This window comes from Hyphomonas sp. (genome assembly GCF_022844445.1).
Classification (GTDB): domain Bacteria; phylum Pseudomonadota; class Alphaproteobacteria; order Caulobacterales; family Hyphomonadaceae; genus Hyphomonas.
The window spans coordinates 39,650-62,429 of the sequence record NZ_JALHLS010000006.1 but is presented as its reverse complement, the minus strand read 5'-3'; the positions used below and the strand labels follow the sequence as shown (position 1 = coordinate 62,429).

The 22,780-nt window shown below is 64.8% G+C and carries 27 protein-coding genes; 11 read left to right on the top strand and 16 right to left on the bottom strand.

Annotated elements, in window-relative coordinates; translation table 11 throughout:
• Positions 1-45 precede the first annotated feature (45 nt).
• Both Q0C17_RS08625 and Q0C17_RS08620 read right to left on the bottom strand, forming a co-directional pair.
• Entirely contained in the window at positions 46-468 is a 423-nt protein-coding gene (locus Q0C17_RS08625; protein WP_291204464.1) for an NUDIX domain-containing protein, read from the bottom strand.
• Positions 465-1,730 (bottom strand): hypothetical protein, encoded by a 1,266-nt coding sequence (locus Q0C17_RS08620; protein ID WP_291204461.1) that lies wholly within the window; start codon positions 1,728-1,730, stop codon positions 465-467. The genes Q0C17_RS08625 and Q0C17_RS08620 overlap by 4 nt, the downstream gene beginning before the upstream one ends.
• A 71-nt stretch (positions 1,731-1,801) precedes the next feature.
• Here Q0C17_RS08620 and Q0C17_RS08615 point away from each other — a divergent pair, with 71 nt between their 5' ends.
• Positions 1,802-2,803, top strand: a complete 1,002-nt coding sequence (locus tag Q0C17_RS08615) for a patatin-like phospholipase family protein (RefSeq protein WP_291204458.1) — start codon at positions 1,802-1,804, stop codon at positions 2,801-2,803.
• A 14-nt stretch (positions 2,804-2,817) separates the two neighbouring features.
• Here Q0C17_RS08615 and Q0C17_RS08610 read toward each other — a convergent pair whose 3' ends face one another.
• Together Q0C17_RS08610 and rsmD are read right to left on the bottom strand one after the other, a co-directional pair.
• Positions 2,818-3,225, bottom strand: coding sequence for a hypothetical protein (locus Q0C17_RS08610; protein ID WP_291204455.1), 408 nt, complete (start codon positions 3,223-3,225; stop codon positions 2,818-2,820).
• Positions 3,226-3,290: 65 nt separating this feature from the next.
• Complete coding sequence (rsmD, locus tag Q0C17_RS08605; protein WP_291204452.1) at positions 3,291-3,851, bottom strand: 16S rRNA (guanine(966)-N(2))-methyltransferase RsmD; 561 nt, start codon at positions 3,849-3,851, stop codon at positions 3,291-3,293.
• Between the two features lie 110 nt (positions 3,852-3,961).
• On the opposite strand from rsmD, the gene Q0C17_RS08600 reads away from it, so the two are divergent.
• The 7 genes from Q0C17_RS08600 (at position 3,962) to Q0C17_RS08570 (ending at position 9,515) form a co-directional block, all read left to right on the top strand.
• Positions 3,962-4,744, top strand: a complete 783-nt coding sequence (locus tag Q0C17_RS08600; protein WP_291204449.1) for an enoyl-CoA hydratase/isomerase family protein — start codon at positions 3,962-3,964, stop codon at positions 4,742-4,744.
• Between the two features lie 23 nt (positions 4,745-4,767).
• Positions 4,768-5,205 carry a nucleoside deaminase gene (locus tag Q0C17_RS08595; RefSeq protein ID WP_291204446.1) on the top strand — a complete coding sequence of 146 codons (438 nt, stop codon included), beginning with the start codon at positions 4,768-4,770 and terminating at the stop codon, positions 5,203-5,205.
• Between the two features lie 65 nt (positions 5,206-5,270).
• Positions 5,271-5,939: a crotonase/enoyl-CoA hydratase family protein gene (locus Q0C17_RS08590; protein WP_291204443.1), complete on the top strand. Its 669-nt coding sequence runs from the start codon at positions 5,271-5,273 to the stop codon at positions 5,937-5,939.
• Between the two features lie 66 nt (positions 5,940-6,005).
• Positions 6,006-6,746 (top strand): hypothetical protein, encoded by a 741-nt coding sequence (locus Q0C17_RS08585; protein ID WP_291204439.1) that lies wholly within the window; start codon positions 6,006-6,008, stop codon positions 6,744-6,746.
• 117 nt (positions 6,747-6,863) lie between these two features.
• Positions 6,864-7,382: a DUF2975 domain-containing protein gene (locus Q0C17_RS08580; protein WP_291204436.1), complete on the top strand. Its 519-nt coding sequence runs from the start codon at positions 6,864-6,866 to the stop codon at positions 7,380-7,382.
• Positions 7,382-7,642, top strand: coding sequence for a helix-turn-helix transcriptional regulator (locus tag Q0C17_RS08575; RefSeq protein WP_366914787.1), 261 nt, complete (start codon positions 7,382-7,384; stop codon positions 7,640-7,642). The genes Q0C17_RS08580 and Q0C17_RS08575 overlap by 1 nt, the downstream gene beginning before the upstream one ends.
• 124 nt (positions 7,643-7,766) lie before the next feature.
• A complete protein-coding gene (locus Q0C17_RS08570; protein ID WP_291204433.1) occupies positions 7,767-9,515 on the top strand; it encodes a cation:proton antiporter in 1,749 nt (582 codons plus the stop codon).
• A 22-nt stretch (positions 9,516-9,537) separates the two neighbouring features.
• Here the strand turns inward: Q0C17_RS08570 and Q0C17_RS08565 are convergent, their stop codons facing one another.
• Both Q0C17_RS08565 and Q0C17_RS08560 read right to left on the bottom strand, forming a co-directional pair.
• Positions 9,538-10,431, bottom strand: coding sequence for a LysR family transcriptional regulator (locus Q0C17_RS08565; RefSeq protein ID WP_291204430.1), 894 nt, complete (start codon positions 10,429-10,431; stop codon positions 9,538-9,540).
• A gap of 122 nt (positions 10,432-10,553) precedes the next feature.
• Positions 10,554-11,300, bottom strand: coding sequence for a sulfite exporter TauE/SafE family protein (locus tag Q0C17_RS08560; RefSeq protein WP_291204427.1), 747 nt, complete (start codon positions 11,298-11,300; stop codon positions 10,554-10,556).
• Positions 11,301-11,430: 130 nt separating this feature from the next.
• On the opposite strand from Q0C17_RS08560, the gene Q0C17_RS08555 reads away from it, so the two are divergent.
• Complete coding sequence (locus Q0C17_RS08555) at positions 11,431-12,732, top strand: acyl-CoA dehydrogenase family protein (protein WP_291204425.1); 1,302 nt, start codon at positions 11,431-11,433, stop codon at positions 12,730-12,732.
• A gap of 74 nt (positions 12,733-12,806) precedes the next feature.
• On the opposite strand, the gene Q0C17_RS08550 is transcribed toward Q0C17_RS08555, so the two are convergent.
• The 3 genes from Q0C17_RS08550 to Q0C17_RS08540 are packed head-to-tail and all read right to left on the bottom strand — an operon-like array spanning position 12,807 to position 14,817.
• The gene (locus tag Q0C17_RS08550; protein ID WP_291204422.1) at positions 12,807-13,319 is read right to left on the bottom strand and encodes a VOC family protein; all 513 of its coding nucleotides are present in this window, start codon (positions 13,317-13,319) and stop codon (positions 12,807-12,809) included.
• A gap of 22 nt (positions 13,320-13,341) precedes the next feature.
• A complete protein-coding gene (locus Q0C17_RS08545) occupies positions 13,342-14,232 on the bottom strand; it encodes a phytanoyl-CoA dioxygenase family protein (protein ID WP_291204419.1) in 891 nt (296 codons plus the stop codon).
• Positions 14,233-14,244: 12 nt separating this feature from the next.
• A complete protein-coding gene (locus Q0C17_RS08540) occupies positions 14,245-14,817 on the bottom strand; it encodes a TetR/AcrR family transcriptional regulator (protein WP_291204416.1) in 573 nt (190 codons plus the stop codon).
• 119 nt (positions 14,818-14,936) lie between these two features.
• Between Q0C17_RS08540 and Q0C17_RS08535 the strand changes: the two genes are divergently transcribed.
• Together Q0C17_RS08535 and Q0C17_RS08530 are read left to right on the top strand one after the other, a co-directional pair.
• On the top strand, positions 14,937-15,647 hold the full coding sequence (locus tag Q0C17_RS08535) for a hypothetical protein (RefSeq protein WP_291204413.1): 711 nt from the start codon (positions 14,937-14,939) through the stop codon (positions 15,645-15,647).
• Between the two features lie 60 nt (positions 15,648-15,707).
• The gene (locus tag Q0C17_RS08530) at positions 15,708-16,076 is read left to right on the top strand and encodes a hypothetical protein (RefSeq protein ID WP_291204410.1); all 369 of its coding nucleotides are present in this window, start codon (positions 15,708-15,710) and stop codon (positions 16,074-16,076) included.
• 336 nt (positions 16,077-16,412) lie between these two features.
• Here the strand turns inward: Q0C17_RS08530 and ttcA are convergent, their stop codons facing one another.
• The 7 genes from ttcA to Q0C17_RS08495 form a co-directional block, all read right to left on the bottom strand.
• Complete coding sequence (ttcA, locus tag Q0C17_RS08525) at positions 16,413-17,297, bottom strand: tRNA 2-thiocytidine(32) synthetase TtcA (protein WP_291204407.1); 885 nt, start codon at positions 17,295-17,297, stop codon at positions 16,413-16,415.
• 174 nt (positions 17,298-17,471) lie between these two features.
• Entirely contained in the window at positions 17,472-19,709 is a 2,238-nt protein-coding gene (locus Q0C17_RS08520; RefSeq protein WP_291204404.1) for a TonB-dependent receptor, read from the bottom strand.
• A 159-nt stretch (positions 19,710-19,868) separates the two neighbouring features.
• Entirely contained in the window at positions 19,869-20,330 is a 462-nt protein-coding gene (locus tag Q0C17_RS08515; protein ID WP_291204402.1) for a GIY-YIG nuclease family protein, read from the bottom strand.
• Between the two features lie 85 nt (positions 20,331-20,415).
• Positions 20,416-20,775, bottom strand: a complete 360-nt coding sequence (locus Q0C17_RS08510) for a nuclear transport factor 2 family protein (RefSeq protein ID WP_291204397.1) — start codon at positions 20,773-20,775, stop codon at positions 20,416-20,418.
• Complete coding sequence (locus Q0C17_RS08505) at positions 20,772-22,010, bottom strand: FAD-dependent monooxygenase (protein ID WP_291204394.1); 1,239 nt, start codon at positions 22,008-22,010, stop codon at positions 20,772-20,774. Before Q0C17_RS08505 ends, Q0C17_RS08510 begins: the two co-directional genes overlap by 4 nt.
• A 77-nt stretch (positions 22,011-22,087) precedes the next feature.
• Entirely contained in the window at positions 22,088-22,432 is a 345-nt protein-coding gene (locus Q0C17_RS08500) for an antibiotic biosynthesis monooxygenase (RefSeq protein ID WP_291204393.1), read from the bottom strand.
• The gene (locus Q0C17_RS08495) at positions 22,429-22,758 is read right to left on the bottom strand and encodes an NIPSNAP family protein (protein WP_291204391.1); all 330 of its coding nucleotides are present in this window, start codon (positions 22,756-22,758) and stop codon (positions 22,429-22,431) included. Before Q0C17_RS08495 ends, Q0C17_RS08500 begins: the two co-directional genes overlap by 4 nt.
• Positions 22,759-22,780: the final 22 nt, after the last annotated feature.

Sequence of the window (22,780 nt, the reverse complement as noted above, 5' to 3'; positions counted from 1 at the left end):
GTTGTGACCGTCTACACTGGCCTTCCGCCGCGGAGGGTCAAGGGCCTACCCTCGCGCCAACCTGCGCGCCGACTCAATCACCCGGCGGGTCTCGTCCCAGAGCGGCAGCGCTGTCAGCTGCGCGGGAGAGATCCACTCGGCATGGTCGGCATCGTCGCCCGCGACCGGCTCGCCGCTGATCCAGACGGCCGCATAGTCAAAAAGCACATAATGGCGCGCCACGGCGCCGGTGCTGCGCGAGGTGAAAATCGCATCCACCACATCGACGAGGCCGACGAGCCGCGCCGTGATGCCGGTCTCTTCCGCAAGTTCGCGCAGCGCTGCCGCCTCGGCGCGTTCGCCGAACTCGATGCGTCCACCGGGTATCGACCAGTCTCCCGCCAGCGGCTTCGTGCCCCGGCGGATCAGCAGTACGTCGTCGCCCTTGAAGCACACCGTGCCAACGGCGGGTTGCGGTTTGCCGGTCATAGCCTTCGCTCCAGCAGCGCGACGGCCTCGACGTGCGCAGACCAGAGGAACTGGTCGATGGGGTGAATACGGACGATCCGGTAGCCGCCATCCACCAGCGTGCGCAGGTCGCGTGCCAGCGTGGCAGGATCGCACGAGACATAAGCGATCTTCGGTACGCGTGATTTTGCAAGCTCCGCCACCTGCGCGGCAGCGCCGGCGCGAGGCGGATCGAGCACGACGCCGCCAAGCCGCGACAGCTCCGCCGCGCCATAGGGGTTGCGGAAGAGATCGCGCACCTCGGCCGTGACCGGCTTCAGCCCGTGCGCGGCACGCACGGACTCTTTCAGCGCCTCGATCGCTGCCGCATTGCCTTCCGCCGCCAGCACGCTGGCCTCGGCGGCGAGGCGCAGCGCGAATGTTCCGCATCCGGAGAAAAGGTCCGCGACGTGGACAGCGAACTTCAGGTGTTCGCGCACAATCCGCTCCATCTCCGCCTCGGCCTCGGCGCTTGCCTGCAGAAAGCTCCCCGGCGGCGGCAAGAGGTTCGCGCCGCCCGCCGGCAGGCTCGGCCTCCGCTCGGTCAGCACGTCCGCATCTTCAATCGAGACGCGCGCAAAGCCGGCCCTCAGCGCCGCGCTTGCTGCCTCCGCGCGGGCGAGCGCTTTCACCTCTTTCGCGAGGCCCGTGATGTGCAAATCGAGGCCTGAGGCCGTCTCCGTGACCAGCATGCCAATCCCGTCCTTGTCATCCACCAGGTATCCGGCGATCTCCCTGAGGCGCGGCAGGGCAGCGACGATCGACGAGCGCGCCACGGGACATTCTGCCAGCGCCACCAGTTCATGGCTCCTGCGCGCGTGGAAGCCGACCACCACCTGCTTGCCCATCCGCCTGGCCGTGAACGCCGCACGCCGACGCGAGCCGGCCGGCGTCACCCATGTGTCCACCACGTCCGCTTCAATCCCCCGGGCCCTCAGTGTACGGAGGATCTGCTCGCGCTTGAACGCAGCATATGGCGCGGGCGCCATATGCTGCAGCGTGCACCCGCCGCATGTGCCGAAATGCCGGCAGGCTGGCCGCGCCCGCTCCGGCGAGGGCGCCAGCACCTCCAGCAGCTTCAGCCGCTCGCCCATACCCTCCACCCTTACCGTCTCGCCCGCCAGCGTAAACGGCACGCTCACCCAGGCGCCCTTCTCCTCGGCGCGCCCGTCGCCCTGCGCGCCGACCGACTGAATGGTTAAGCTGCGCGGGCCGGAGGCAGGGGCGTCTTGCGGGGCAGGCATCCGGTCTCCGGGGCTGGCGGGCTGGTGCGCACTCCGTTAGCAGGGGCAGGCGCTGCATGAAAGGAGCCCTCATGGCCAAGGCCAAAGGAAAACCCCGCCCCATCAGCCTTGCCCTGCAAGGCGGCGGCGCGCACGGCGCCTACACCTGGGGCGTGCTCGACCGGCTGAGCAGCGAGGAAAGTCTCGCCATTGAGGCCATCTCAGCCACCTCCGCCGGGGCGATCAACGCAGTGGCCTATGCGGCCGGTCTCGCCAAGGGCGGCCCGGAAGGCGCACGCGCCGAACTGGCGTCACTCTGGCGCAAGGTGTCCGATGCCAGCTCGGCCCTAGGCGCTTTTGGCTCGGCCGGGTTTGCCATGGCGACGGCGCTGCAATCCCTCGCCAGCCCCTACGACCTGAACCCCTTCAACTACAATCCGCTACGCACCCTCGTCGAAGCCGAGATCGATTTCGGCGCAGTCCACGCGTCTGGCCTCAAACTCTTCCTGTCGGCCACGAATGTTGAAACCGGCAAGGTGCGCGTCTTCTCGAAGGGGGAGATCACCACAGATGCCGTGCTCGCCTCGGCCTGCCTGCCGCAGAGCTTCCAGGCCGTGGAGATCGGCGGCACGCCTTATTGGGATGGCGGCTACATGGGAAACCCCAGCCTCTTCCCGCTGATCTATTCCGGCGCCCCGCGCGACGTGCTGCTCGTCATCCTCAATCCGCTCACGCGCCCCGGCACGCCGAAGCGTGCGGCCGAAATCCAGGAACGCCTCAACGAGATCAGCTTCAACGCCTCGCTGATCGGCGAGCTGCGCGCGATCGCGTTCGTCCAGCGCCTCATCGACGACGGCATGCTGAAAGAGACGGTGATGAAGAAATACCGCAGGCTGAACATCCACGCCATCAGGGGCGGGCAGGACCTGATCGGCTACAACCTCGCCACCAAGTCCGACACGCGCTGGCGCTTCCTCCTCGAACTGCGGGACAGGGGAATTGAAGCCGCCGACCGGTGGCTCGCCGATTGCGCCAAGGATGTCGGGACAAATAAATCGAGCTTTGACATCAGAAGTGAGTTTCTGGAGGCCTGACGGCGTGGATAGTATCAGACGTCGATACGGCTCCAGCCTGTCAGTCTTTGAATCGAATCCCGGATTTTCCGAACCGGAAAAGGCATCTGGATTTCCTCTGTTTGCGGACAAAGATCAACCGTCGAAAGCCGGTATGCCGGCCAACCCGTGCTTATGATGGGTGGCGGTTGTACAACGCAGCCGATCAGTCCGAATTGATCTCGGTTGCGCGCAAGGAACCTCTCGACCCGTCGGAAATCTCCCCGAAACCATTCCGCGTGCACGCCAAATTCTTTGCGAACACAGTCGGCCAGGATTTCGACCAGGAAGTCTCCCCTTGTTTGGAAGAATGCGGATTTCTTGAGCGGCGTCTGTGCGGACGCCGCTGTGATCAATGGCAGTCCCCCGGCCGCAGCGATGAAGGCTCGACGATTGAGGTCCATTCATTTTCTCCGGATCGACGCCGGTATTGAACCATCTTTTTTGCCGATGCTGAATCCGTTTCGGATTACATTCTTTTCAGAAAACTCACGCGCGCGGCGCCATAGTCGCGGACGTCGATCAGCGTCCAGCCAGGGAACATGAGCATCTCGTCCGATCCCGTCTCGGCAACCACCAGCGCGTCGTCCGCCAGCCACTTGCCATCCGCCAGGCAATCCAGCGCCGGCTGCACCAGGCCCTTGTGATAGGGCGGGTCGAGGAAAGCGAGCGTGAAGGGGCTGCCGACGCCCGCCGGCTTGTCGCCGAGGTCGGTGGCCGAGCGCCGGTGCAGGCGCGTGTTGCCGAACAGGCCCAGCGCCTCGATATTGTCACGGATCGCGCCGCGCGCGCCGTGGTCTGTCTCGACGAACAGGCAGAAGGCCGCGCCCCGGCTCATCGCTTCAAGCCCTAGGGCGCCCGAGCCCGCGAACAGATCGATCACCCGCGCGCCCTCCAGCGGCGGAGCCCAGTCCGCATGGGCGATCACGTTGAACAGGCTCTCCCGCGTCCGGTCACTGGTCGGCCGCGTACCCATCCCCTTGGGGGCAATCAGGGCGCGGCCCTTGTGCTGTCCGGCGATGATGCGCATGCGATGTGTCCAGGTTGAAGACGACAGCGCTTTAGCATGACGAGGGCACTTGAACAGCCTTGCGCTCGTTCCTGCGCAGGCGCAGTCTGCCAAAAATCGGGAGGTCCGGGATGGCGAGCGTCACAACTGAAACCAAAGGCGCAACCCGCCTCATCCGCTATGCGAATCCGCCGCGCCATTACATGACCGCCGAGGGCGCGGGGTTGATGCTGGCGGCGGTGCAGGCGGCGTCTGCCGATCCGGGCATCCGCGCCATCGTCCTGACGGGTACGGATGATGTGTTCGTGCGCCACTATGATGTGTCCGAGATCGTCGCGGTGGGCGAGGCGGTACGGGCCGGGCAGCTGAAGCCGGAGGATTTCGAGCGCGGCGGATTTGCTGACATGATCCGCGCAGTCTTCGACTCTCCGAAGCCCGTCATTGCGGCTATCAACGGTGTCTGCATGGGCGGCGGCTTCGAGCTTGCGCTGGCCTGCGACCTGCGCATCGTGGCGAACCGCGTGCCCCTGATCGGCCTACCGGAGACGCGCGTTGGCATCTTCCCGGGAGGTGGCGGCACGCAGCGCCTGCCGCGGATGATCGGTGAAGCGCGGGCACTCGAGTTCATACTCCGTGGCCAGACAGTCGACGCCGAAGGCGCGCTGGCACTCGGTATCGTGAACGCGGTCGCCGCAGACGCCGTGACCGAAGCGCTGGCCATCGCAGCCGAACTCTCCGAACGAGGCGCCGAGGGCCTCGCTCACGCCAAGCGCCTCGTGCGCGGCGCCCTCACTTGGGGTCTCGAGGTGGGCACGCGCGAGGAACAGCACGGCTTCCACGCTGTCCTGAAAGCCGACAGCGCGATGGCGGCGATGAAGGACTTCCTCGCCACCGGCGAAGACATTACACGGTAGCGATGACCACGCTGCCTTCCCCCATGCTTCGCGCCCTGGAACTCGCTCGTGCCGCCGCTCAGGCGGGCGAGGTGCCCGTCGGCGCCGTGATTGTTGATCCCGCCACCGGCGAGATCATCGGCGAGGGTGCCAATGCCCCTGTGATGGCGCATGATCCGACGGCCCATGCCGAGATCATCGCGCTGCGCTCGGCGGCGGCGAAGCTTGGCAACTACCGGCTCACCGGCCTGCATCTCTACGTCACGCTGGAGCCCTGCGCGATGTGCGCCGGCGCGATCAGCTTCGCGCGTATCGGCAAGGTCATCTACGCTGCCACGGATCCAAAGGGCGGCGCTATCCTCCATGGCCCGCGCTTCTTCCAGCAGCCGACGTGCCACTGGCGGCCGGAGGTGGAGCAGGACGACGCAAACGACATCGAGGCGGGAGACATGCTGCGCGAATTCTTCCGCTCACGGAGGTAGGCCGCAGGGGGCTTGCTTTCCCTTATGTCACGCCGCTCACATCGGCTCCAGACACAGGAGCCTCCATGACCGCCACGCTGAAGATCGAGAACGACATCGCCCTCATCACCATGGATGATGGCAAGGCCAACGCCATCAGCCTCGCGATGCTGGAGGCCGTCAATGCTGCGCTTGACGAGGCGGAGAAGTCCGCGAGCGTGACCGTCCTTACCGGGCGCCCCGAGCGTTTCTCCGCCGGGTTCGACCTGAAATTCCTCGCTTCCGCCGCGCCTGAAGACGTCCGCCGCCTGGTTAATGGCGGCGGCAGGCTGGCGTTCCGCCTGTTCACTTCAAAGCAGCCTATCATCATCGCCGCCACAGGCCATGCCATCGCAATGGGCGCCTTCCTGCTGCTCGGCGCAGACACGCGCATCGGCGCGCGCGGCGCCTACAAGATCGGTGCGAACGAAACCGTCAACGGCATGACGCTGCCTGGCTTCGGCGTCGAGCTGCCCCGCGCCCGCCTTAACCCGATGTACCTCACCGAAGCGCTCGTGCAGGCCCGTCTCTATACGCCGGACGAGGCCGTGCCCGTTGGCTGGCTGGACAAGGTGGTGGAGCCCGGCGAGGTCCACGCTGCCGCGATGGCCGAGGCCGAACGCCTGAAGCTGATCGCCAACGGCGCCTATTGGCGCAACAAGATCCTCGCCCGCCAGCCCGCCATCGACGCGATTCTGCCGACCCTGGCCGACTGATCGCTCTGGCCACCGCGCCCGTCCCCTCCCAGGATTTTCCCACGGGAACTTCCGGGGGGATGCCGAATGCTGCTGCGCCGCGTGATCAGCCATGTCCGCAACCAGGAATGGACCGCCATCGCCATCGACTTCCTGATCGTCGTGCTCGGTGTGTTCGTGGCGACCCAGGTCGCCAACTGGAACGCGGCGCTTATCGAGCGCGAACTGGAGCGGGCCTATCTCCTGCGTCTGCATGAAGAAGTCTCGATCATGATCACGCAGCAGGAAACCGAACGGGCAGAAACCGTGGCGCGGGCCAAACGCCTGGAAGAGGTCGCGGCCTATTTCGAGGCGTTCGGCACGCCGGACGCTGCGACGCCTGAACCGGTTAGCGAACACTGCAGCGGCGTGATTTCATCCCACTTATTTGCCGGCGACATCACCCTTCCGCCGACGATCAGTGAACTGATTTCGACAGGGCAGATCCTGCTTGTATCGAACCAGGCACTCCGAATGCGGATCGTCCGCTTCGCGCAGGCCATCGACGAGTATGGACAGCTGCGCCATGACATTCAGGTGGACCGGATGGTCCTTTCGCGGAAGTATCCGGACCTGATCCGGCTCTCGCCGGTCGACCGGGCCCAAAGCGTCTGCGATTTCCCGGCAATGGCGCAGTCACAGGCCTTCCGGAACGACTTGCTCGACAACGAGCGACGGTTCAAGGCCTATGCCGCCGGGGTGATCCAGGGCCAGCAGGGTCTCCGCCAGGGCCTGCACGACGCGCTCGATATCGAGCTGGAGATCACGCATGTGGAGACGGCCCCATGACTGAGTGGATCGCATAGAGGGCGGGCACCAGCCTGTTCCAACTCCGAAAAGCGAAAAGAAATTATTGTAAAACAATAATTTTTGCCCTATGTAACTGCCGAACAGGGAGATCTTCGCATGACCCGCTCCGATACCAACGAAACGCCGGCCTCGGCCCTGCGCGACACATCCTGGCTGTCCGTCGCGGCCATTGTCGTCGTCGTCATGATGCTTGGCTCTGTCGCTGCCGACATAACAGGCAAGGTCGGCGCCATGGTGGTCACGCAGGAGACCTGGCGCGACGTGTTGCAGGCCTTCCTGCTGGCGCTGCTGGTCAACACGCCGACCCTGATCATCGTGGGCGTCCTCGGGGACTTCGCCGGCCTGTTCGGCCGCACCGGCGAGGGCGAGGTCTTCTCGCCCCGCAATCTCAGATCCCTGCGCAGTGCGGGCAGCGGCCTCATCTGGGCCGCCGCCGCCAGCGCGATCATCGTGCCGACCGTCCTCAGCTGGACCACCGGCGACGGGCGCGGCTTCATCTGGCAGGTCAACGACCTCGCCCTCGGCACAGCCGCCATGGGCGCGGCCATCCTAGGCCTGTCCCATGTCTTCGCCGAAGGCATCCGTCTCAAGTCCGACAGCGACCAGATCATCTGATGGCGCGGGACATCATCGTCACACTCGACGTGATGCTCGCGCGCCGAAAGATGAAGGCGAAAGAGCTCGCCGCCGCCATCGGCATCACCGAGGCGAACCTCTCGCTTCTGAAGTCGGGCAAGGTCAAGGGCGTGCGTTTCGAGACGCTGGCGAAGCTGTGCGAGGCGCTGGACTGCAAGCCCGGCGACCTGCTGGACTTCGGCGAAACGGTTGCACCGCGCGCGCCTGCCCATCCTTTGGAGCCGGACGGCCTCGCCTGAACAGGCTTGAGGCAGCACTGTGTTTCGCCGGTGCGCAGGCTATCTAATGTGGCTGCATGGGGTGTCAGGCGACTCCCGGCTCGCATAGGATGCATCCAACCATACCAGACAAAGGGGGCGCCGCATGGAACAGGTCATCGATCACGCCGCCTCCGGCCACGGCCCCAGCCCGGTCCTGATCAAGGACCTGCTGGTCTTCCTGATCGCCACCGGCATCCTCGTGCCGGCCATGCGCTTCATAAAGATCCCGACCGTCATCGCCTTCATGCTAGCGGGGCTTGCGCTCGGTCCCTTCGCGCTCGGGCGTCTCGCCCTGGACATCCCGATTCTCGAGTTCTTCTCAATCTCTTCGCCGGAATCCGCGCTGCCCTTCGCAGAGCTGGGCGTGCTGTTCCTCCTGTTCCTGCTGGGGGTCGAGTTCTCCTTCGCCAGGCTCTGGGCGCTGCGCAAGGTCGTGGTCGGCGCCGGCGGCGGGCAGGCGATCCTCAGTGCGGTGGCCATCGCCGGGGTCTGTCTCGCCTTCGGGCTGGACCTTCCCGTCGCGATGATCCTCGGTCTCGCGCTCGCCCTGTCGTCCACCGCCATCGTCATGCAGGTACTGATCGAGAGCAAGCGCGCCGCCCAGCCGGTCGGCCGCGCCACGCTCGGCGTGCTGCTCTTCCAGGACATCCTGGTCGCGCCGATCCTTATTTTCGTCGGCTTTGCCGGCATGAAGGCCGACGCCAACATGGCCGGTGTCCTGATCGATGCCCTGATCCGGGGACTGATCGCCATTGCCGTGATCTGGGCCATCGGTCACTACCTCCTCGGCCGCGTTTTCCGCCTTGCCGCCGCCAGCGGCGGACGCGACTTCCTGATGGCGCTGACCCTGCTCACGGTCGTGGGCGCCGCCGCAATCACCTACAGCGCCGGCCTCTCGCTTGCCCTCGGCGCCTTCCTTGCCGGCCTCCTCGTCGGCGAGACCGAGTTCAAGCACCAGACCGAGGTCGACCTCGAACCCTTCAAGGGCCTCCTGCTCGGCTTATTCTTCATGACCGTCGGCATGAGCCTCGACCTGCCGGTGATCGCCGACCAGATCGTCTGGATCCTTGCTGCGCTCGCGGCGCTGGTCACCATGAAGGTGCTGATCGCCTATGTCGCCTGCCGCCTCTTCGCAGGCAACCATCCGCTCTCGCTCGAGGCGGCCCTGCTGCTCGCGCCCGCCGGAGAGTTCGCCTTCGTGGTGCTGACCGCCGCCCGCGCCGCAGAGGCCGTGCCTGCTGATGCCGCCACGTTCGCCTCCGCCGTGGCCGGACTTTCCATGCTGCTGACGCCGCTGCTTGGCCAGCTCGGCCGCCGCCTCGCCCGCGGCAAGACCGCAGAAGGCGAACTGCCGCCGATGATGGACCTCGACCATCTGACCGACCACGTGATCCTCGCCGGGTATGGCCGCGTCGGCCAGTCCATCGCGCGTCTTCTGGTCAACGAGGAAGCTGCCATCGTTGCGATAGACCGCGAGCCCGACAAGATCCGCCTGGCCCGCAAGGCCGGGGTGCACGCCTATGTCGGTGACGCCGCCCGCGGGGAGTTCCTGAAGGCCACGGGCATTTCGCGTGCAGCCATGCTGATCATCACGGTTGATGACCCCGACCGTGCCGAAGCCATGGTGCGCTGCGCCCTGGAGTTGCGCCCTGACATGACCATCCTCGCCCGCGCACATGACGGCGACCACATGGTCCGCCTCAGCGCCGCCGGCGCCAGCCATGTCGTGCCCGAAGCCATCGAGTCCGGCCTCCAGATGGTCCGCATCGCCCTCGAAATCTTCGGCTACGACCAGGAAACCGTCCGCACCCGGATCGGCCAGGCCCGCGACGAGGAGTATCGCCGGGCCTGAGCTGGCCCGCCAGAACGGAAGGCTAGAGCTCCGCCGCAATCTCGCGCAACACGCCGCGCAGCCAGATCATCGCCGGGTCCTCGGAATTCTCCCGGCGCCAGTACACCACGCTCCCCAGCATCGGAGAAGGAATCGGCAGGTCCAGCACCACAAGTCCGGACGCCTCCGCCATCGGCCGCGGCGCCACCAGTGCCAGGTGCGAACGGCGCACGGCCTCAATGGCCGGCTGGTGGTTCGGCAGGCGCAGCACGGGCGTGATCCGCCCGCCGGCCGCACGCGCTATTTCCTCCACCAGGCTTCGCCCCTCGCGCCGGCTGGAGACGGCCACGTGGCGCAGAGCGAAGAAACGCTCCGGCGTCAGCTTCTTTTTCGCCACCGGATGATCCGGCGCCAGCATGCAGGCATAGGGTGTCGAGAACAGTGCCTCGCGCTCGAGGTTTGCGCCGCGCAGTTCCGGAACATCGATGGCAAGGTCAAGCCGGCCGGAGGCGAGTTCTGTGGAGATCGCGCCCCGGTCGATCTGGCTCCAGGCGAGCCGCAGGCCGGGCGCAACCTGCTCCAGCTTCGCCGCCATCGGCGGCACCAGCATGTAGGCCGAGGCATCGCGCGCCGAAATGTTGAAGACGCGCGTCGAGCGCGCAGCATCGAATTCCGAGCGCGGCTCCAGCCCGCCGCGCAACCGGTCCAGCGCGTCACGCACCGCCGGCATCAGCGCTTCTGCCATCGCGGTCGGCTTCACGCCGCGCCCATCGCGCACGAACAGCGGGTCCTCGAAATGCAGGCGAAGGCGCGCCAGCGCATTGCTTACCGCCGGCTGCGTGATGTGCAGGCTCTCACTGGCGCGCGTCAGGCTGCGCTCGGTATGGATCGCTTCCAGCACGGGCAGGAGGTTCAGGTCGAGGCTGCGCAGGTTCATCTATGGTAAATCTCGTACATCACGGATGGTGATGATTGAGTTTCATAGAATAAAGTAGCCGAATAGTCGATACTGGGGCATTGCATCGCGCAGAAGTGGAGACCTTGCGCATGCCCGCCGTGCTACAGCCATCCCGCCGACTTCAGCAACATCGCCGCGCCAATCGCGGTGACCAGCCATTTCATCGCCCGCTTGAAGTCGACATCACTCATGCGCTCGAGCAGCTTGCCGCCGAGAGTCGTTCCGAGCATCGAGAGCGGGACCGCCAGCGCAAAAAACCAGACGGGCGGAATGGAAGCCCCGCCAGCGGCGGCAATAACCGGAACGCTCCAGAACACGATCTTCACAAGATGGGCGAGCACCTGCGTTACCGACTTGGTAGCCACGATCGCGCGCCGGTCCATATCAGTCGTGACAAAAAAGATATCGAGCAAGGGCCCGGCAACGCCCCCCAGCGTATTCAGGGCCTGCACGGCAAAACCCGCCAGTTCCGCTTGGCCTCGCTTGAGTATGTCCAGGCGGATCCAGCCCTTCGGCAGCCAGACGAGCATCGCGGTGGCGGCGAGGAACAGGTAGACCGCGCGGGCCTCCGGGCGCCAGGAAATGGCCATGAGAACGAAAAAACCCGCAACTGCGCCAAGGGCGTAGCGGCGGAACACGCGCCAGTCGATGTACTGGCGCCAAAGGAAAGCGCGATAGCCGTTGGAGACCATTTGCACGGCGCCGTGAACGACCATTGCGGTCGCGACGGGCAGCATCGCGGCAAGGACGCCCATCAGGATCAGCCCGCCGGCCATGCCGAATATGCCGGAAATGAAGGCGGTGACCAGCACAGTCACAAGGATCACGAACGCCGAGGCAAAGCTCATATCCAGCGCCTTAGCCGAGTCCCTTCGCCAGCGCGAGAGCCAGAAAGAATTTGCGCGCCCCCCGGCGCGTCAGGTACGCTGGCGTCCAAGAACAGCAGAAAATATGAACCCTCGGAGAGGAAACAGACCCATGCCTGACACCCAACGCACCGGCGCAGAACCCGCCGACCTGAATGACCTTCGCATGTCGGAGGCGGTTCGCCCGCTTTACGACCATGTGGTGAAGTTTATTGCCGAGACCGTGAACCCGATGAGCGTCGAGTTCCACCGCCTCGGGGAAGGCAACAAGAACATCTGGACCTACGCCCCCGGCCAGCTCGAGTGCCTCGAGAAAGCCAAGGACGAAGCCAAGAAGCAGGGTCTCTGGAACTTCTTCCTGCCGGACGCCGAAACCGGCGAAGGCCTGTCGAACCTCGACTATGCTTACATCGCCGCCGAGCTTGGCAAGAACCCGATGGCGTCGGAGACGATGAACTGCTCGGCGCCGGACACCGGCAACATGGAAGTGCTCGAGCGCGTCGGCACCCCCGCCCAGAAGGAAAAGTGGCTGAAGCCGCTGCTCGAAGGCAAGATCCGCTCTGCCTATGTGATGACCGAGCCGCACATGGCCTCATCGGACGCCAAGAACGTCTCGATGAAATGCGAACTCGACGGTGACGAGTATGTGCTGAACGGCGAGAAATACTACGCCTCCGGCGCCGGCGATCCGCGCTGCCGCATCATGATCGTGATGTGCCGCTCCAACAACGGCCCGGACGTGAACCGCCAGCAGTCGCAAGTCCTTGTCCCGCTGCCCCATCCGGGTGTCGAGATCGTTGGCCCGATGCACGTCTTCGGCGAGCCGGACGCCCCTCACGGCCACATGCACCTGCGTTTCACGAACGTGCGTGTGCCGAAGGAAAACATGCTGCTCGGCGAAGGCCGCGGCTTCGAGATCTCGCAGCTGCGCCTCGGCCCGGGCCGTATCCACCACTGCATGCGCTCAATCGGCCAGGCTGAACGCGCGCTTGACCTGATGTGCATCCGCGGCCTCAGCCGCGAAGCCTTCGGTAAGCCGTTGGCCAAGCTCGGCGGCAATACCGAGATCATCTCCCGCGCCCGTATCGAGATCGAAGCCATGCGCATGATGGTGCTGAAAGCGGCCAAGGCGATGGACGTCCTCGGCAACAAGGAAGCCCGCATCTGGATCTCGATGGTGAAAGCCATGGTGCCTGAGCGCGTCTGCCAGATCATCGACCAGGCGATCCAGATCCATGGCGCGACCGGCGTTTCGCAATGGACCCCGCTTGCCCGCATGTATGCCAGCCAGCGCACCCTGCGCCTCGCTGACGGTCCGGACGAAGTCCACCACATGGTCGTCGGCCGCCATGAACTGCGCAAGTATGAAGGCGGCGTCGAAGACCCCTCCCTCGCGGCCATCTGGCGCAAGTAAGTCCGGCTACGGATTGAAGACATGAGGGCGCGCGGCGGGAAACCTCCGCGCGCTTTCTTGTCAGTAGCGCTGCGTCACGGCTTCTGCTCAGTCAGGGCGATCCGGTTGCCTTCGCTGTCTTCGAACTCGGCCACATAGCCGAGATCGCCTATGTCTTTCTTTGGATAGAGTATGCGCGTGCCGGCAGCGGTCGCCCGGGCAAGGACATGGTCAATTGAGGCGACGCGGAAATAAAGGATCGCCCCTGTCTTCGACGGGACATAAACATCGCCCTTGGCCAGCGCGCCGCTCGCGCCGAGACCGTTTTGCGCAGGTGGAAATAGGGCCATGTCGTAACCGTCGATGATTTCACGGGTCAGGGATACGCCGAATACGGAAGCATAGAACTGGACGGCCCTGTCCATGTCGGTGACAGGAATCTCGAAATAGGTCATGGCCGGTGTCATCGGCATTGTTTCCTGTGCCTTGTCCTGTATTTCGGGGCGGGTGTCGCGGGCGGAGGCGCAAGACGCGACTGTCCAGATCGCAGCGGCCAGAAAGACGCGGCCTGCGGTGCGCGGTATCATCTTGATCGTCCGGTTTGGCATGCCTGCTCCTTGATCTGGCGTGTCAGGATGAGGTGGCCGCACGCTGTGAAACCTTCGCATACAGATCATCACCCCAGCCTTTCACTTCGCCGGAGAACAGCGTTTCCGGCGGCACGATTTCCGGACCCAGTCCGGGCGCAAGCGGCGGGGAGAAATAGCCGAGCGCATAACTGCCCATCGAATAGCCGATCAGGCGCTGCAGCTCCGGCGACAACCTCGCGGCGATTTCCGGCGGGCAGGAGAGATACTGGTTCTCCTCCTGCCGCAACCAGCCGAGCGAGTAGGTGATATTGATGCCGACGCGATCAGCGTTCGAGACGTTCGCGCCGCCCGAATGGATCACCGAGCCGGTATACAAGATGACTGACCCGGCCTTCATCTCGGCATAAGTGGTCTCATCCTCGTGCGCGCCGCGCCCGTCTTCCCAGAGATGGCTGCCGGGCACGACGCGCGTTGCGCCGTTCTCCCGGGTGAAATCCGTCACGGCCCAGATCATGTTCAGCTGCGGCTCGATGCTGCGTTGCAGGTAGCCGCCCCAGGCGAGGCGGTCGCGGTGCAGCACCTGCGCGCCCTGTCCCGGCTTGATGCGGATCACCTGCGTCAGGTGCAGCTGGTAGCGGTCGCAGAAGGGCGCGAGGAAAGCGCCCGTCGCGGCGTTCACCAGCGGATCCATCACCAGGTCGCGGCATGCCGGTGAGCGCGCGACGAGAGCGCCGGTGCGCGTCGTCAGTCGCCCGGTGAAATCGTCCCGGCCATGGGGCGTTGCCTCCACATAGGGCATGATTTCCGTCCGCACACGGGCAAGAAGTTCGGGCGTCATCAGGCCGTCGATGATCACGGCGGCATCCTCCGCCAGAATCTTCATCACCTCGTCACAGGTGGCAGTTGCGGGAAGGTGTTTCAGGCTGGGCATGGCGGGCCTCCTTCAGGCAGGTTTGGGTTTCAGGCTGGCAAACAGGGGGCCGAGCAAGGCGGCGAGCTGAGCTTTCTGGCGCTCCGGCGGCCAGCTGTCCGGCTCCAGGGTCGCGCGCGTGCCGACGCCGTCGACCGCAGCGATGACTGCGCAGGCCACGACGCGGGGCGTCTTCGAAACCGCCGCGAAGCGCTCGCTCAGCGCCGTCTCAATCTCGAGGTAGTATTGCTGGTGGATCGCCCGCAAACTTTCAGAGAAAGGCGCGCGGCCCCAATAGGCGAGCCAGACGCGCCAGGCGCTCCGCCCCGCATCATCCAGCGGCAGCGCGTCGGCAAAATCCTCGAGCCTGAGGCCCGTGCCGACCGAGTCGATCCGCTCAGCGAGGCGGGCGCAGATTTCCTCCAGCGCGGCTGCCAGCAAGGCGTCCTTGTCCGGAAAATAGTGGGCCAGGGCTCCGGTCGTCACGCCTGCGGCGCGGGCGATGTCCGACAGCTTAACCTCATCCAGCCCGCTCCGGGCAACTGCTTCGGCAGCAGCGCTGGCAAGGGCGCGTCGGCGTTCGTCATGGTCAACAATTTTTGGCATAACCGTGATAATAAATAAAATCTACCCTGCGTCAAGCCTGGAAACTTGTCCGGATACGTCCGGATTGACACCGGCCTGCCACAGGCAGACGCTCGCCGCTTCAAGGAAGGACCCGTGCCATGCGTTTCAAGTCTGCGTTAGTTGCCCTGTCTCTGATAGCTGCGATCCCGGCTGCGCCCGCCCTGGCGCAGGACATGGAGCGGATGATTGTCACCGCCAACCGCGTCGAGGAGAGCGAGCGGCAGAGCGCCCCCGCCGTCTACCGGCAGATACCGGCAGACTTCCTGCTCGTGGCGCTGACTTTCCAGAGCGCCACGCGCGACACCGGCGAGCGCGCCAAGGAACTGGAGACGATGTTCAATCGCCTCAAAGCCAAGGCGGCGAAGACTGACGGCATCAATCTTGTCGGCGGCACGCTTGGCCAGTCCACGGCGGATATCGACACCGTTCTGTTCACGGACGTTTACACGAACGACTATTCCGGCACCGGCCGATTCACGTTGACATTGAGCGTCGACACGAAGGCCGATGAATCGTTCGAGGCGCTGATGAAGCGGGCGCAGGCTTTCGTTGCGTCGATCGAGATGGCCGGCCGCTCCGAAGCCTATCTCGGCGACAACCAGTTCATTGGCGCCCGCGACGTCGCCAAACACCGCGCCGATCTGGTTGCCGATATTGCCGCCGAGGTCGCTGCCCTGAAAACAAGCTTTGCACCGGCCAAGGTCACGCTTACCGGGCTCGAAAGCCGGATCATCACCCAGCCTTCCGGTCCGCTGGAGCTGGAGATTTTCATTCCGTACACGTTGAACCTGGAGAGCGGCGGCGAGTAGCAGTCTTGCCCACGTGCTGGGATTTCGGCATCCGTAGCGCCGTATTCCGAGGGGGCGTGAGTGAACCGGCTGACGCATTTCTTCCGTCGGCTACACAATGTGTTGGGCCTGATCCTTGGCGCGCAATTTGTTCTCTGGGCCGCGTCCGGCCTTTTTTTCCTGCGTCCGATCGAGCAAGTGCGCGGCGAACATCTGCGCAGCAGTGCGCATGCGACCTTCGCGGAGCTGCCCGCCAGCGCCGCGCCCATGGATGGGATCCTCGCCGCGACGGGTGAGCCGGTGATGGCGCTGAAGGTGAAGCCCTGGCTCGGCCGCCCGGTCTGGGAGGCGGAGACCCATTCCGGCAAGGTGATGCTCGATTGTGCGACGGGCCAACCGCTGACTCCGGTTTCGGACGCCGATGCCCGCCAGATGGCCGAGGCCGGCTGAGCGGGCGAGGGCAGGCTAACCGGGCTTAGGCTTGTTGATGAAACACCGCCTGAAGCCGGCCGCGGCGCCGGCCGGCCGATGTGGCGCGCCGAGTTCGAAGGCGCCGACAGGGCGACCTTCTGGATCGACCCGCAGGTCGGCGAGATTGCCGCCGTCCGCACGGACTGGTGGCGCGCTTTTGACCTTTCCGGGAGCCTGCACATCATGGACTGGACGAGCCGCGAGACGATTTCGTCCTGGTGGATGAAGCTGTTCTCGTTCGGCGCGCTGGTGCTGTCGCTCGCCGGGATCTGGCTGGTCATCGACCGGCTGCTGAAGAGGCGCCTGCTGAATTGGTCAGAACGGCACGTTGGGATCGTCCTCGCCGGCCGCGCCGAGCGCGAGGCCGGCGAAATCGAAGACTTGCGGGTCGTGCAGATGGCTCGGGCGGACATTCGCGAGCGCGCGGGCCATGACCTGGCGCACGCCTGGCTTCTTGCGTTCCCATTCGTCGAGCAGGTGTTTCATCGCCACGCGCTGCAGGCCGTCCTGGCTGCCGCAGAGATTGCAGGGGATAATCGGGAAGTTCATCGCCTCGGCGAACTTCGCAAGGTCGGACTCCGCCGAGGTGATCAGAGGACGGAAGACCATCACGTCGCCCTCATCGTTCAGGAGTTTCGGCGGCATCGCGGCAAGGCGGCCGCCATGCACGAAATTCATCATGAAGGTCTCAAGCGCGTCATCCCGGTGATGGCCGAGCACGATCGCCTCGCAGCCTTCTTCGCGCGCGACGCGGTAGAGGATGCCGCGGCGCAGGCGCGAGCACATGGAGCAATAGGTTCGCCCGGCTTCGACCTTTTCGGTGACGATCGAATAGGTGTCTTCGGTGATGATCCGGTGCGGCACGCCGACCTTGGCGAGCCAGTCCGGAAGGACGTGTTTCGGAAAACCAGGTTGGCCCTGGTCAAGGTTGCAGGCAATCAGGTCCACCGGCAGGGCGCCTTGCCATTGCAGGTCAAGCAGGACCGCAAGGAGGCCGTAGGAGTCCTTGCCGCCGGAGAGGCAGACGAGCCATTTCGGGCGCCGTTTATCGCTGGCCTCGATGGCGCGGCGGTCGACGAGACCGTAGGTGTCGATCACTTCCAGCGCCCCGCGCACGAGGCGCTTGCGCAGCTTCTTGAAGCTCACGGAATCTGGCGCGTCCGCGAACAGGCTGGGCGAGGGGGCGAAGGTATCGGCCATGCCGGGGATTTGCCACGGGCGGGGTTGGTCAGCAAGGGCAGGAGGTTGCACGCAGCCGCTGCTGCTGGCGCAGACTGATGGCTTGCCCTGTTTCTGAGCAAAGCCTGCCATCTTCCATTGCTTCGCAATGGGGTCCTCCTCTCCCACACAGTGGGAGAGGAGGGATGCCTAGTATTACAGGGACCAGCCGAGTTCGATGCCGTAGATGCGAGGCTGGTTGAAGATGCCGGACAGGTTGTTGAAGTCGATTGCCGAAACCGTGCCGACTTCGTCGGTCAGGTTGCGGACGAAGGCTTTCGCCGACCAGGGCCCCTTGCGGTAGCCGAGCGCCGCGCCGCCCTCCCAGCGCCCTTCGGCGGTGAACTCCGTCGATTCGTACAGGAAAATGTTCGAGTCGGAACGGAACGACCAGTCGGTGGAAGCGAAGACCTCGCCGCCGCGCCAGTCGCGCGAATAGTCAAACGCGAAATTGGCGATCCATTCCGGCGCTTGCGGGAACGGGTTGCCGTCGATCAGGGCGCCGCCGGTGACCGGATCTATCGGGTTGAGCACGGTGCAGGGCGAGCCGCAGATGCCGGCCGTGAGACCTGCATCATCGATCTCGGTGTTATTGTAGGAAAGGCCCGCGCTGAAGGCGAGGCTTTCGGTAAGCAGGGCGCGGATGTCGGCTTCAAAGCCGTAGCCCTTGCCTTCTTCGGCGTTCAGCAGCTGGTTGAAGTTGCCGGCGCCGCCGATGGCGGTGAGCTGCAAGTCTTCAACGGTATAGGTGTAAGCAGCCAAGTTGGTGTCGAGACGGCCATCCAGCAGGGTTGTTTTGACACCCACTTCATAGCTGTCGAGGATTTCGGAATCGGCTGTCGTGATCGCGTCGCCGAAAACGAGGCGGCCCTGGATCGACGGGGCACGGAAACCCCGGGCTATACGGCCATAGACGTTAGTGTTGTCGTCCACCGCATAGGTGAGCGAGGCATCCCACGAGAGCTGTTCGTCACCGACGCTGACGGTGGGCGGGTTGATATTCGGCGCGCCGAACGGCGAGAGCGTGCGGCGGGCGGTCAGGTCCTTGCTTTCGTCCGTGTACCGAAGACCGACCTGGCCGGTGAGCCGATCGGTCAGGTCATAGGCGAGGCTACCGAACACGGCGATCGAGTCCGTTTCCTGGGTCTGGAAGGCCGTACCGTTTTCGGCGCCGCCTGCGAGCGTGTTATAGCTGCGCGAACTGATGTCGATCTCTTCATTGAAGGCGTAAAGGCCAGCGGTCCAGCGCAGGGCGGCGTCTTCGCCGTTCGACAGGCGAAGTTCGTGGGTAATCTGCTGGTGATCATCGATCCCGTCGGCCGACTCGGCCGGGAACGGAATTACCCCGGGCGCCGATCCGGTCGGCAGGAAGGCGGCGCCGGCGCCGCCGTCGACATCGCCGCGTGAGAAGGTTTCAACGGTTTCGTAGCCGAAGAGGTAAGTCAGCGTGGCGGCTGAGAGCTCCCAGTCGGCGCGCGACGTGAAGCCGAGGGCATCCGTTTCGAGAGTAGAGTAGATCTGCGCATCGGCAAAGTTCACTTCGCGGTCAAAGCCGGGCCGAGGACCGGACTGGCCGGTCTGGAAGGCGTTGGCCTGGAATGAGACCTGGCCGCCGTCGAGCGTGCGGCCGTGCAGGTTTCCGAGCCAGGTGAGATTGTCGGTGACATCGACCTTCACCTGCGCGCGCCAGGCGAGGTCCTCGTAACCACCTGCATCGGCGCCGCCTGTAGGAAGGGCCGTTTCGATAAAGTCGTCGCGCGTCTGGAAGACGCCGGCGAGGCGCACAGAGACGCGGTCCGAGATCGGTCCACCGACAGCGCCTTCGATATTGGCTGTGCCGAACGTCCCGTAGGAGGCACGGGCATAGGCATCAAGTTCGTCGCCGGGCTTGACGCTTTCAAACTTCAGCGCGCCGGCCGGCGTGTTGCGGCCGAACAGGGTGCCCTGCGGCCCGCGCAGGACTTCGACGCGCGCGGTGTCGAAGACGGGGAAGCCCTTCAGGACAGGGTTTTCATAGACAATCTCGTCATAGATGAACGAGACGGGCTGGGACGCATTGAAATCGAAATCCGTATTGCCGAGGCCGCGGATATAGGGGCGCGGGAAGATGCGGCCATACGAGGTTTCGATGATCAGGCTGGGGACCCGGGCAGTGAGGAACTGAATGTCCTCGCCGGCCTGGCCGAAAGTGGCGAGAGCGGACTCATCGAGCGACGTCAGGGAGACGGGAACGTCCTTGATGTTTTCTTCGCGCTTCGTCGCGGTCACGGTGACCGACTTGAGCTTCAGCGCCGCATCTTCGGTCGATGCATCCTGAGCGAGTGCGAAGGGGGCGAGGATTGCAATGGCACAGCAGGAGGCCATGGCGGCGCGCCATGTTCGTGTAGGTTTCATGGAACAGTCTCCGGGATGACTAAAAAAGCGCGACAGGCGCCCGGTCACCAAGAATATCCGTGACTGAAAATTCTCAAGGGGATGACAGGTTCTTGAAGGCGATTTTGGCGCCGCTGCGTGTTTCAGGTCACGCTCGCGCGTGGAGCGAATTGATTTGCGTCAGGCGAGCCGGTTGCCGCCGCCGAAGGGGAGGCGGAAGAGGTTTTTCCACCATTGGCGCCAGCGCCAGGCGCGGCGGAGCTTGGCGTTCGACGGCATGTCGAGCGCGCCGCGAGGGACGAGCATGTCGTTCATGAGCGGCTGGTAGCGGCGGATGAGGTCTTCCTCAATGCGGGCGCGCTCCGCCGCCGTCCGTACAAGGAGGACATGGCGCTCGGTGGCGCCGCGTTTCCACCAGGCCTCCCACCAGCGTTCATGGCCGTAAAGGCGCGACCGGAAGCTGGTCGCCTTGCCGATATAGAGGGGCTCCAGGAAGAAGCCGAAGCGGCGGCGCACAAAGATGTAGATGCCGCTGCCTTCGGGAATGCCCTTGCGCGTCAGCGTGATCTTGAACCGGTAGCCCGCGCCGGTTTCACCGCGCCAGACATGCCAGCCGAAAAGGAACCATTGGAAAAGGAACATGAACCCACCACTGCCGCCCGCGAGGATGCGGGACACGCGGTGCAGAATCGGCGATTTGCGGTTAACACTGCATTAACTGCTGACCTCAGGCAGGCATCACATGGACATAAACTTCGTTGAGCGTGATCTTGCCGTCGCGCACGAGGCAGAGATCGAAACCGCGCATTCTCCCGTCCGCGCCACTGGGGCCGATGGCGCAGTACCAGCGGCCACAGAAACCGCCGGGGATCGGCCAGGTTTCGTCCGGCGTGTAGATCATCTTCGGCGTGGAAGCGAAGAGGCCTTCGAGATAGGGCCGCAGCAGGATATGGCCGGTGAGGCCGGCGGCGGTCTGGGCGTCCTTGTAGACGGTATCTGCGGAATAGAAGCTCAAAAGCTTTTCCACATCCTTGGCGCTCCAGGCGGCGAGCCAGTCGGCATTGAAACGGTCGATGTCGAAGCTCATGCTGTCTCCAGTCCCAGGACGCGGGCGCGGTGAGCCTCGGTAAAAATTTCGGGCGGGGCGTTTTCGGGGCCCGCCATGATGGCGACGCCGTGGAGGCCGAGCATCGGATCTGCGGCCTTGCGCTCATGATAGAGTCGGCGGCGCTCGCGGGCAGCCTCGCCGAACTCCATGTCGAGCGCAGCCTGGATCTGGCCGGCGAAGCGCAGGCGGCGCATCCGCTCGGTGCGCTCCTCCGCATACGAAGCAAAATTGGGCTGCTGGCCAGCGGGCGTTGCCTTCAGGATGTCGGAAACCATGCGCACGTCACGGTAGGTGATCGACAGGCCAAGGCCGTTGATCGGATCGTTCCAGCCGGCGGCGTCGCCGATGAGGACGCAGCCTTCGCGGAAGGGCTCATCGGTCCAGCTGTCATTGTTGAAATAGGAGAAGAGCGGGCCGGCGGGCGTGCCGGCGGCGAGGGCGGCATTGTCTGGGGCGCAGGCCATGCGGAAGGCTTCGAGGAAGCGGCGTGCGCCGTCCTCGCCGTTGAAGCGGCCCTTCTCCTCTAGGGCGTAGCCGCCATAGACCCGCACGCGGTCACCTCCCTGCGGGAAGGCAAGGAAGCCGAAATTGTTCTCGGTGCCGATAGCCTGGCGCGTGGGGTTCCAGCCCTTTACGTTCTCGACCAGCAGGCCGGCGAACCAGTGGTGTGGCTTGTCCTGATGCAGCGGGATGCCGGCGGCGGCGCGTACTTCGGACTGGCGGCCTTCGGCGCCGACGACGAGGCGCGCTTGAGCGGTGTGCTGGCGGTCTTTATGCGTGTACGTCACTGACGGGCTCGCGCCGAGCGTGATCTTGTCGATGATCACAGGGCGGAGCGTTTCGGCGCCGGCGGCAGTTGCGGCGTCATAGAGCGTCTGGCAGTGCCGTGGATGGCCAAGGCAGAGGGGGCCTGGCACGTCGGTGGCGAAGATGCCGAGGGGCAGGGGAGCTGCTTCGCATGTCTCCGGAGCGAGGCTTTCGTCGTAAGTGACGTGGTCGGTGATGTGGTGGCCGCCAACCGACATCAGCAGGTCGTAGAGTTCGAGGCGCTTCGTTTCGGTGACGCCCCAGGGCGCGATCCATTCGCCGCGCACGCGGTCTTCATACTGTTCGGATTTTTCCAGCAGCAGGACAGAGCGCCCGGCGCGGGCCATGACAGTGGCCAGGGCGCTGCCGCCGATGCCGCCGCCGACGATAACAAGATCGTAAGTCATAGGCGTATTCCTCCGTATCGGTAGGTAACGCCGGAACGGGCGCAATGGCAAACCCTGACGCGGCGTCCGGCCTTTGTTCAGCCGATCGCGGCGCGGCTGTCGGCGGGGGCCTGGGCCCGCTCGAGGCGGCCATAGTCGCGCGTGACTTCGGCGATGCGCAGGCGGTAGTCGCTGAGGATGCTGGCGCGTCCGGCGGCCTGCGCTGTACGGTGTGCTTGGATATTGCGCCACTGGGCGATGGCCTCTTCATCGCGCCAGAAGGAAAGGGAGAGGAAGCGGCCCGGATTTGCGAGGCTCTGGAACCGCTCGATCGATAGGAAGCCGTCGATCAGGGCGAGCTGCGGGTTCAGGGCAGCAGCGATGTCGAAATAGTCCTGCGCGTGTCCCTCATTGGGGAAGGCTTCGAAAATGACAGCGATCATGCGCGCACCAACGGCGCGTGGGGAGCGGAGGCGAGCTTCAGGAAGATCCGGTCTTCGCGGCGAAGGAACTGCTCACGTTTGGCGAAAGCGTAGTTTTCGCGCCCGATGGGATCGTCGGCGAGGCGCGCCTTGTAGGCTTCGTAAGCGGCGAGCGAGGGCAGCGTGTAGACGCCGTAGGCGGTGGTCGTGGAGCCTTCATGCGGCGCGAAATAGCCGATCAGGTCTGCGCCGCAGCGCGGGATCGCCTGGCCCCAATGGCGGGCATAGTGGGCGAAGGCGTCCTGCTTGAAGGGATCGATTTCGTAGCGGATGAAACAGGTGATCATGGGGCGTTTGTCCTTGGTTGGA